The sequence below is a fragment of the Deltaproteobacteria bacterium genome (assembly GCA_030690165.1).
Lineage (GTDB): Bacteria > Desulfobacterota > GWC2-55-46 > UBA9637 > UBA9637 > JACRNJ01.
This window is the reverse complement of record JAUYHF010000051.1, coordinates 73,931-82,808: the sequence shown is the minus strand read 5'-3', so window position 1 is coordinate 82,808 and position 8,878 is coordinate 73,931. Positions and strand designations below refer to the sequence as shown.

General features: G+C 42.6%; 7 protein-coding genes. All 7 read left to right on the top strand.

The window, feature by feature from the left end; genetic code table 11:
- The first annotated feature begins 321 nt into the window (after positions 1 to 321).
- The 7 genes from Q8P28_08845 (at position 322) to Q8P28_08815 (ending at position 8,872) form a co-directional block, all read left to right on the top strand.
- Positions 322 to 996 carry a cytochrome c gene (locus Q8P28_08845; GenBank protein MDP2682892.1) on the top strand — a complete coding sequence of 225 codons (675 nt, stop codon included), beginning with the start codon at positions 322 to 324 and terminating at the stop codon, positions 994 to 996.
- Between the two features lie 93 nt (positions 997 to 1,089).
- On the top strand, positions 1,090 to 1,482 hold the full coding sequence (locus tag Q8P28_08840) for a cytochrome c (GenBank protein MDP2682891.1): 393 nt from the start codon (positions 1,090 to 1,092) through the stop codon (positions 1,480 to 1,482).
- A gap of 314 nt (positions 1,483 to 1,796) precedes the next feature.
- Positions 1,797 to 3,245, top strand: a complete 1,449-nt coding sequence (locus Q8P28_08835; protein MDP2682890.1) for a hypothetical protein — start codon at positions 1,797 to 1,799, stop codon at positions 3,243 to 3,245.
- Position 3,246: 1 nt separating this feature from the next.
- On the top strand, positions 3,247 to 5,418 hold the full coding sequence (locus tag Q8P28_08830; protein ID MDP2682889.1) for a hypothetical protein: 2,172 nt from the start codon (positions 3,247 to 3,249) through the stop codon (positions 5,416 to 5,418).
- Between the two features lie 57 nt (positions 5,419 to 5,475).
- A complete protein-coding gene (locus Q8P28_08825) occupies positions 5,476 to 6,057 on the top strand; it encodes a hypothetical protein (protein MDP2682888.1) in 582 nt (193 codons plus the stop codon).
- A 56-nt stretch (positions 6,058 to 6,113) separates the two neighbouring features.
- The gene (locus Q8P28_08820; GenBank protein MDP2682887.1) at positions 6,114 to 7,697 is read left to right on the top strand and encodes a hypothetical protein; all 1,584 of its coding nucleotides are present in this window, start codon (positions 6,114 to 6,116) and stop codon (positions 7,695 to 7,697) included.
- A 2-nt stretch (positions 7,698 to 7,699) separates the two neighbouring features.
- Entirely contained in the window at positions 7,700 to 8,872 is a 1,173-nt protein-coding gene (locus tag Q8P28_08815; protein ID MDP2682886.1) for a cytochrome c3 family protein, read from the top strand.
- The last annotated feature ends 6 nt before the right edge of the window (positions 8,873 to 8,878 follow it).

The window sequence follows — 8,878 nt, the reverse complement described above, 5'->3', positions numbered from 1 at the left end:
TGACCTCAAACATCATATGGCCAAAATCCGGTTCTGGTGTCGAAACAAACTTGTGGGGGAACAACAGGTCAGGGCCGAAGATATAAAGAAAGTGCACTTTTAAAACTTAAGGCAGTGCACTTTTAAATTTTAGCTAACAGGTTTCTTTTATTTATTGCCAAAAAATTGCCAAAAAAATTGCCAAAAAAAATCCTTGACAAACTTTTGCAGTTGGGATATATAGCTAAAAAAAGAAAAGGAGGTTCCATGGATGGAGATATATAGAAGGATTGGTAGCTTGGTAGCAACAGTGAGATAAAAAAAGAAAAGGAGGTTTCAGAAATGAGTGTATCAAGGATTGGTAGTTTGGCAGCAGCAGTGGTTTTAGCTGTTTTTTTAATTACCCTCTCAAAGGGTATTAGTTTGGCCGATGGCAAAGGCACATTTGCCTCCAAAGGTTGCGGCGGCTGCCATCAGACAGAAGGCCCTGCAACGGAAAAGACCTTTGAAGACAAGCTTAAGCAAAAAGGGGTTGAATTATGGTACGCAGGAAGTAAGTTCAAAAAGGCATGGCTTGTGGAATGGCTGGAAAAACCGGTTATTATCCGCCTTATGGCGTATAACTCTGTATCAGAGAAAAATACCATTCAACATCCTGCCCTTTCAAAGGCTGAGGCTCAAGAGGTGGGAGATTATCTTATGACACTGACAGCCAAAGAGGTGGTACCAGGGTCAGTGGAAGAAAAAGGGGGAGCGAAGGCTAAGAACCTATTTATCAAGCAATACGGCTGCATAGCCTGCCATATTCTTCCTGTTAAGGCAGGGGGAAAGAAGCAAGGCGGCGTAACCGGGCCTGATCTTTCTGAGGCCGACAAAAGACTTAATGGAGCCTGGGTATATGCCTATCTTAAAGATATCAAGCTCTTCAAGCCTGTAAGGAGGATGCCTAATTTTGCGGGCATTATACCTGACGAGGAAATGAAGGCGTTAGCCGGGTTTGTAACCGGCCCGAGGTAGTAGGTAGCGGTAATGACAGGTTGCTTGCCCTGCCTATTCGTGATATGCAGAAAGAGGCCTTGACTACAAATTTAGAAGGGAGGAATAAAAATAATGAAGAAGTCAGTTTTTATAGGGCTATTTTTAATATGCGCAACGGCGTTTATAGCAAAAGGCACAGTATTTGCCGCAAGCACTGAGGAAAATTACCAATTCTACTGTGTGCAATGTCATGGCAAGGACGGCAAAGGCACAGGTCCAAACGCAAATCCAAAGCCATTTGGCTTAGACCTGCCTGAGATGTCGGTTACGCCCAGAAACCATGCAAGCCCTGAGGATATGGGTAAGCTGAGCGATACAGATATTATTAATGCCATAACAGGCGGCGGCATATCAGTGAACAAGGCGGCCCTCATGCCGCCCTGGGGCAAGACGCTTAGCGAGCAAGAGATAAAGGAAATGCTTGGCCATTTGCGTAAGCTTTGCAACTGTAAGGGGCCTTCCTAATCGGAAGCCTCTTTCTTCTTGCGCATTAAGATTAAGTCTGCGCCTGCTTGCGCAAGCAGGCGCAGACTCTTTTGATACATAGCCTGCCTGCCATGTCCTCAGAAATCTCCCGGTAAAAAATCTACAATAACTAACCGGCCTTGTCAATAGTCAACAACCTTCCTCAATATTTTTCTTGCAATGTATTTTTTAGATATGATAAAAGAATAAAATCTGAGCCTACAAAATCAGCTTGTTAATATCAGGTTTAGAACTAATATAACAACTCTTAATTCAGTTGAGGCAGCCAACCTAATCTTTTAAGCGAGGTTTGTGTGACCTTCAAAAGGATATATCTTTTTCTTCTTCTGTTTCTGTCTTCTTTGCTATTTATCTCTTGCGAGAAATGGCTGATAGATACCTCAACACCACTATCATCATCGTCTTCCGCTGCAAGGCTTCTTCTTTATATGCACTCAACATCGCTTGCCCCTCCGAATATAGCCTTCACAATATCTGAAATTAAACTTCAGACAGAAGACAACAGATGGATAAATCTGATAGATGGTCCGATTGACATAATGTCCACTGGTTTGATTGACAGGCAGATACTCCTAAAAGAAGCGGCCGTAGAGCCTGGTCAGTATAAAGGTCTGAAACTAATCATTTCAAGGGCATCTGTTATGGGGAGAGATGGTCATGTAAGCCTTGCCCTTTCTCAGCCTGATGGAGAGGTTGTGATAAAATCGAATATCAGGTTGCAAAGAAAGGAGATCTCAGCAGTTTCTCTTGTATGGGACATCGAGAAATCTATTGAAAAAGGGCATATTTTTCAGCCATCTATAGAAATAGAAACACAGATACCTTCGGCAAGAGATCTGCTCTTGTTTATATCAAATAGCGCATCAAACTATATATCCATAATAGACAGAAGCCTTGAAAGGGTTATAGGCGCGGTAACAGTTGGCGACAGACCAATGGGTATGGCATTAAATGCCACACAGGACAGGCTTTATGTTGTAAATTCCGCTTCAAGGAATATATCTGTAGTGGATGTAACCCGGTTTTCTGTGCTGGATACAATCTATCTGACAGCAGGAATATTACCGGTAGATATAGTAATTATACCTGATGATAACAATTTAATTGAAGGCAAACTTTATATTGCAAACCGGATATCCAATGATGTTACAGTGGTGAGTACTGTAGCAAAGCGCACATTAAAGAGCGTTGCTGTTGGGATAGGCCCTTCAGCCATTGCTGCGGACGCTGTCAGGAAGGAAGTTTATGTGACAAACGAGAGGTCAAACAATCTAAGCATCATAAACGCTATTGATGACACACTGGTTGCCAATATTACAGTGGATAACAGGCCGACAGGTGTTTTTGTCGGCAAAGATAATGTCGGCAAAGATAAGATATATGTCTTTAACGAGGGATCTAACAGGATAAGCATTATCTCCCCTTCTTTAAGAAAAGTGGTTGCAACCATGTCTGTTGAAGGCCCTCCTAAAAGGGGTATGCAGGGATTCAGCAAGAGACTTTTTGTTGCAAATACCGCTGCAAATACACTTACATTTTTTAACTCTCAGGATGTTGTTACAAGGACTATACCGGTTGGAATAATGCCGACAGGGCTTGCGGGCGATGAAAAAAGAAACCGCCTTTATGTAACAAATTATGGAGATAATACAGTCTCTCTTCTTGACCCGATAGGGGAAAGGGTGTTAAAAAAACTCTTTGTTGGAAAGAGTCCATATGGGGCGCTATTGCTTGAAAAATGACATGAACTCCGTAGAGACGCCCCGGCGGGGCGTCTCTACTTATAATATAGGAAAAGGGTCTTGCGGAGCAGGTCTAACTGCCTTACTTTTCTTTGTAATAGCGCTTATAAGCCTTGTGAGACCAAATGCTGTATTTGCTATAGATGCCAGAGCAGATATGAGTTATCAAAAGACTACTACATCCAGCGGCGGTAAGACTACTGAAAGTTCCAGCTATAATGAAAGTTATACATTTGGCCTGAGCCATGCCCCGACCTCCACAATAATGATTTTGGCCGATGTGCGGTTGTCGAAATTTATTGTAAATGGAAAAGAGACATCGGACACATTTCCGATGTTTTTTCTAAACTATACACCGCCTGCCGTTGAATTATATTATCTATCCCTCGGTTATACGAGAAATGAGACTGTGCCTCCTGGCGGGGACCCTATTTCAATCTCCAATATGAATGCCTCTTTTACCCTCCCTGGCGACAGATGGCCTTCTGTCTCGCTTTTTTATAATCAGGCAAAAAATAACGATTACCTCGACCCTCATAAATTAGATACTGTGTCCATCAATCAGGGTTTTAATACAACTTATGGTTTTAGTTTTCTTGAAACAGCAACTAACCTGAATTATTCATTTTCAGACCCTATTATAATAGATAGAGTCGGCAAAACCAAAAACGAGACTCAATCACACCTTGTGTCAGCAGGTCTTGTCAGGTCATTTTGGGATAAGAAGATAAATACAAATGCAAATATGGGCCATAGTCAGTCGGAAACAACAACTAAAAGTCTGGGCGGGCCTCAAAGATTAGACAAAGAGCGTACGGCATCTGAGGGCCTGTTTGCTTTAGATATTACACCTACTGTTGACCCCCTTGTCAGTACGCCTGCATTGATAGACAATAGTACGACCTCATCCGCAGGGATAGACCTGAATGGTTTAGATAGAAACATAGGCATCAGATTTACAACATCTCAATCTGTGTTTAAGATACATCTTTACATAAACACAGCAGATCCAAATATTAAAACCTATGTTGATAATGATCAATTTGGCTTGCAATTATATACAAGCAGCGACGGGACAAACTGGACATCAACGGTTCCAACAGTATCTTATGAGCCAGCAATCAGCAGCCCGGGGGGGTTGGCAGGAACGGGAATTGTCTTTAACTTTTCAGAGACCAGCGCCCTATTTTTTAAGGTTGTAAACACCAAATTCCCTGCCGGAGCGGGGGCAATAAATGTGACCGAGATTGAGGCCATAGGGCATCTTACTTCAACGCCGACAGAGATAGTTAGCTTTACTACAATCAGAGATTTTGGCGGTTTTGGTCTTTCATTTTCGCCGCTTACACGGCTGAACATGAGTTATAATCTTAGCTATGACCACTCTACCCAGAGCTTCAATGACACTGATACAACTAGTATAGGCCAAGGGGTAGGGCTGAATTCTGTTGTTGTGCCTCAGTATCTTAATCTTTCTACAAGTTACAGCACATCAAAGGTGAGTTCAAATTCAACGACCGGTTCAACAGAAACCGGCGAAGACAGTTATTCCCTGTCCTTCTCGTCAAGTCCGCTTCCGGCATTAAATGCAAGCCTGAATTATGGTTACAGTGAGGCATTAACAGGCGGAGAAACATATTCAAAGACCAATTCAATAAGCGGCAATGTATTTATGAATCTTTATAAAGGTGTTGACCTTGGTTTTGGAAGCAGTGTGGGCGAAACAAAGGACATTAAGGCAAACTCTAAGACAAACTCTATAAATTCTTACGGAAATCTGAATCTTATTCCATGGAGGTCCATGACTATAATTGTAAATGGTGGAACCTCAGGCAGCACTACTGAAACCGCGGGGAAAGAGACAGATTCCAGCAGCCAGTCGCTCAATACGGTCATTTCATATACACCAACAAGGAATATATATCTTTCAGCTTCAATAGGCATAGAACCAACCAGTTCGCAAACCTATAACATTACATGGCTTCCGTCCAGGAATATACAGACCAGCGCAAGATATGGTATTTCAGGGGATGTTATAAACAGGGGGGCTGATATTAGTTGGACGCCGGTTTCAAGGCTTAGCCTACGTGTTGGCTATAGCGGCACAAAAACAGATAATGTAACGAATGACCATACTGACTCTGTTTTTGCGAGTGCATCATTGAGGCTATAGGCGAGAGGGCGGGATATTAATAACAGTATAAAAAAACCTTGCATAAAAGGAGGAATAATGTATAATAGTTGTGTGAAAACGGGGGGTGTGGTTTTATTTTTTCTTATCTTTATTGGAGGCTGCGGGTCTACGATAAGATATATTAATCCGACAGCCAACTTTTCATACATAAAGAAAATAGCGGTGCTGCCGTTCAATAATCTTAGTGATGACAGGTATGCTGGTGAAAAGATAAGAAACACTTTGATTGTAGACCTTATGTCCAGGGGGGTCTTTGAGGTAGTAGAGCAGGGCGAGGTTACAAAGGCTCTTAGTGTAATATTCAGAGAGGCTGGCGTTGAAGAAGGCAGGGCTGTGCCGGTAGATAAGGAGACGTTAAAACTGATTGGAGAAAAATTGAGTGTGCAGGCTGTAATACTTGGGAGTGTAGATGAGTATTCAGGCGCTGGTGGCGGTGGTGGGGGTGTTGTGTCAATTGGCGTCAGGATGATTGATACAGGTTCAAGTATAATCCTATGGCAGGCAAAGACCACCGAGACAGGCAGGAGTGTTTTGAGAAAGTTGATAGGTATTGAGGAAGTAGACAGAAGCGAGTTGACAAGGAAGGCAGTGAAGAGCGCGCTGGATACCCTATTGTAGCGATTTGTTGCTGTGTCTTAATGCGCCTTAGCTTTGAAAATCAGGAGGATGGAGTTATGAACAGACAAAGAAAGTTAAAAATAACCCCAGTATTCCATGCGGGGCAAAAATCAAGAATAAGAATCTTCTTATACTGTCTTCTGTCTTCCATCTCCTGTCTTTTTGTTTTTGCCATTCCTCCAATTGCGGCAATAGGTAATGGGCTTAATAATAACTCAAGCCAGCCTATTATTTTAAAGGATGTCTCTATCCTGCCGTTTGAAAATCTTAGCGATAACCCTGTTGCCACAAAGACTATTACCGAGCTTATAAAAAAGGAATTGAGAGGCAAAGGATTGGTGTTTATAACCATGGACGGCGCTGTTGAGGAATTTCTTGCAAAGAGGAGGATCCGTTATACCGGCGGCGTAACAAGGCTGGCTGTAAGAGAAATGGGAAAAGTTCTTGGGGTTGATGCTGTGCTGGTTGGTTCGATAAACCAGTTCTCTGACGCAAATGGCAGGATGACTGTGGCGGTGACAGCCCGTTTGGTTAATACCATTGACGGCAACGTAATATGGGCAGACACCATTTCTTACACAGAACGGGATTTTGTTGGTATTCTTGGATTGGGTCTTATAACATCGGTTGATGTCTTAAGCTCAAGGGTTGCAAAGGATCTTGTAAAGGGTATAGCAGCCCAGTTTTTTATAAAAGAGACGGGGCTAAGTCCGTTTGAGATAGAAAAGGCGGATACATTCCCTACTGTAGCAAAGGGTGGGGCAAGGGTTGGGTTAAGAGTAAAGGTAGTGTCTATCAAAGAGGAGCCAAAAGAGGTAAAGGCTGTAGTTGATGGCGCAGAAATAAGCCTTGTCAAAGGAGAGGATGGGGAATATGAAGGGGTTGTGACTGCACCCCTTCAGGAAGGGGTATATCCTGTAGATGTGGTTGCAAGAGATGAGGCGATGTCGTTATTTCCATTTGGCGCCGTAGGGAAAGTAATTGTTGACAGCACGCCGCCAAAGGTTAGCTTGACGGTTAGTAGTAAAATTTTTGCCTCCCAGAGAAGGGGTTATATAATATTCACCCCCAGGCTTTTGAGTTTTGATGAGGTTGATGAATGGGAAATAGAAATACTTGATAAAGAAGGGAAGAGGCTGAGGGGTGATAAGGGATACGGCAAACTGCCCAAAGGACTCATCTGGAGGGGTGAAACAGATAAACTCGTTCAGGTATCAGATGGAAAATATACATACAGGTTTACAGTAAAAGATATGGCAGGGAATGAAACTGTTGTGACCGACAGTCTAAAGGTAAAGAACAGCCCGCCTGTTATAAAAGTTGATATGGATAAGATAGAAGATAAGGTGTTGTTTACTTTTGAGCATAGCCCTGATGATGATATAAAATCATGGAAATTATCCATACTTGATAGAGAAGGCAAGTCTGTAAAGACAATTGAAGGGGCAGGTGAGTTTCCGCCAAAAGTGGAATACTCCGTGGAAGCAGAATTTGATATAAATTCAATGGCATTTTCACTTACTGCTGTAGATAATGCGGACAATACATTCAACTTAACCAAATCAATACCATCCATCCTTTCCAAAAAAAACCCGTTTGCAAAGGCGGATCAAAAGGGTCAGTTGGCTGAGGACTTTTAGTCATGGGTAAGCACATCCTTTCATCAGCCCTTTTGGTCCTTGCGGTAGTTGTTTTTATATGGTTTTTACTACCGGCGGCGCCAGGCGACTTGTCTTGGAGCAGAAATGGAGGCTCAGGCGGCTGCAGGGATTGCCATTCCGGGTCAAAGGCCTTAGAGCTTAAGATAGATGATGTATATGCGCGGATAGCGGCATTACAATACCGGCATGCCGTTGTAGAAGAGGATAAATGTGAACAGTGTCATATCTTAAAGGGGTTTACTAAGACAGGCAGGGTATGGGAGGTTGCTTCCTTGGCTGGTCAGAGAGAACAGATATTTTTTTTGAAGGACATGTACTGGGACAGAAAATATCGGTTGGATTTGAAAGTAAAGGATAGCGCAGGGAATGAGGTAAAAGTTAATTCTTTGCAACTTATACCATCACAGGTGAATGCCTCTATGGATAATGACCGGAATCCGCCTCTCATCAGTAATGTGGCAGTAGTAGAAATAAGGCAGGCTGTATTTCTTGAGGCAGTAATTGCATGGGATACAGATAAGTCGTCCAACTCAATTGTGGAGTACGGATTAACTCCCCGGTATGGGGAAACAGCAGTATATGAGAAGATATTTGCAAAAGGGCACAAAATAACAATAGCGGGGCTGAGGCCAGGTAAGCAATACCATTATCGCGTAATATCCAGAGATATATTCGGCAATGAAACCGTGTCAAATAATTTTGTGCTTGATACATCCATGAAGATTAGTGATAAGGGGGAAGGCGCAAAGATTATAGATAAGACACTACCTGAAATAAAAGAGGCCAATGTCTTTAAAATAAAAGGTACAAAAGATATTTTTCTTAAACTTCTAAGCGATAAGCCTGTGAAGGCATATTTAATAGTCACTGAGCCTGCTGAGATTGATAAGCATGGTTTTGGTTTGGTTCCTGAAAGGGTTTCCATGATAGATGCGTGTGTTAAGTGTCACCCGCAAGGCGCATCGCACCCAGTGGGGATAAGGAGCAAGGGCTTAAAAACAAAAATTTCGCATGTCCTCCCAACCATAGAAGGCGGTATTATAACCTGCGTTACATGCCACGACCCTCACGGCGGCAATAAAAGATATTTTATAAGGATGGATTCTGGAAGAGACCTGTGCATTTTATGCCATACAGGCGAACCATATATCTGAAATTGT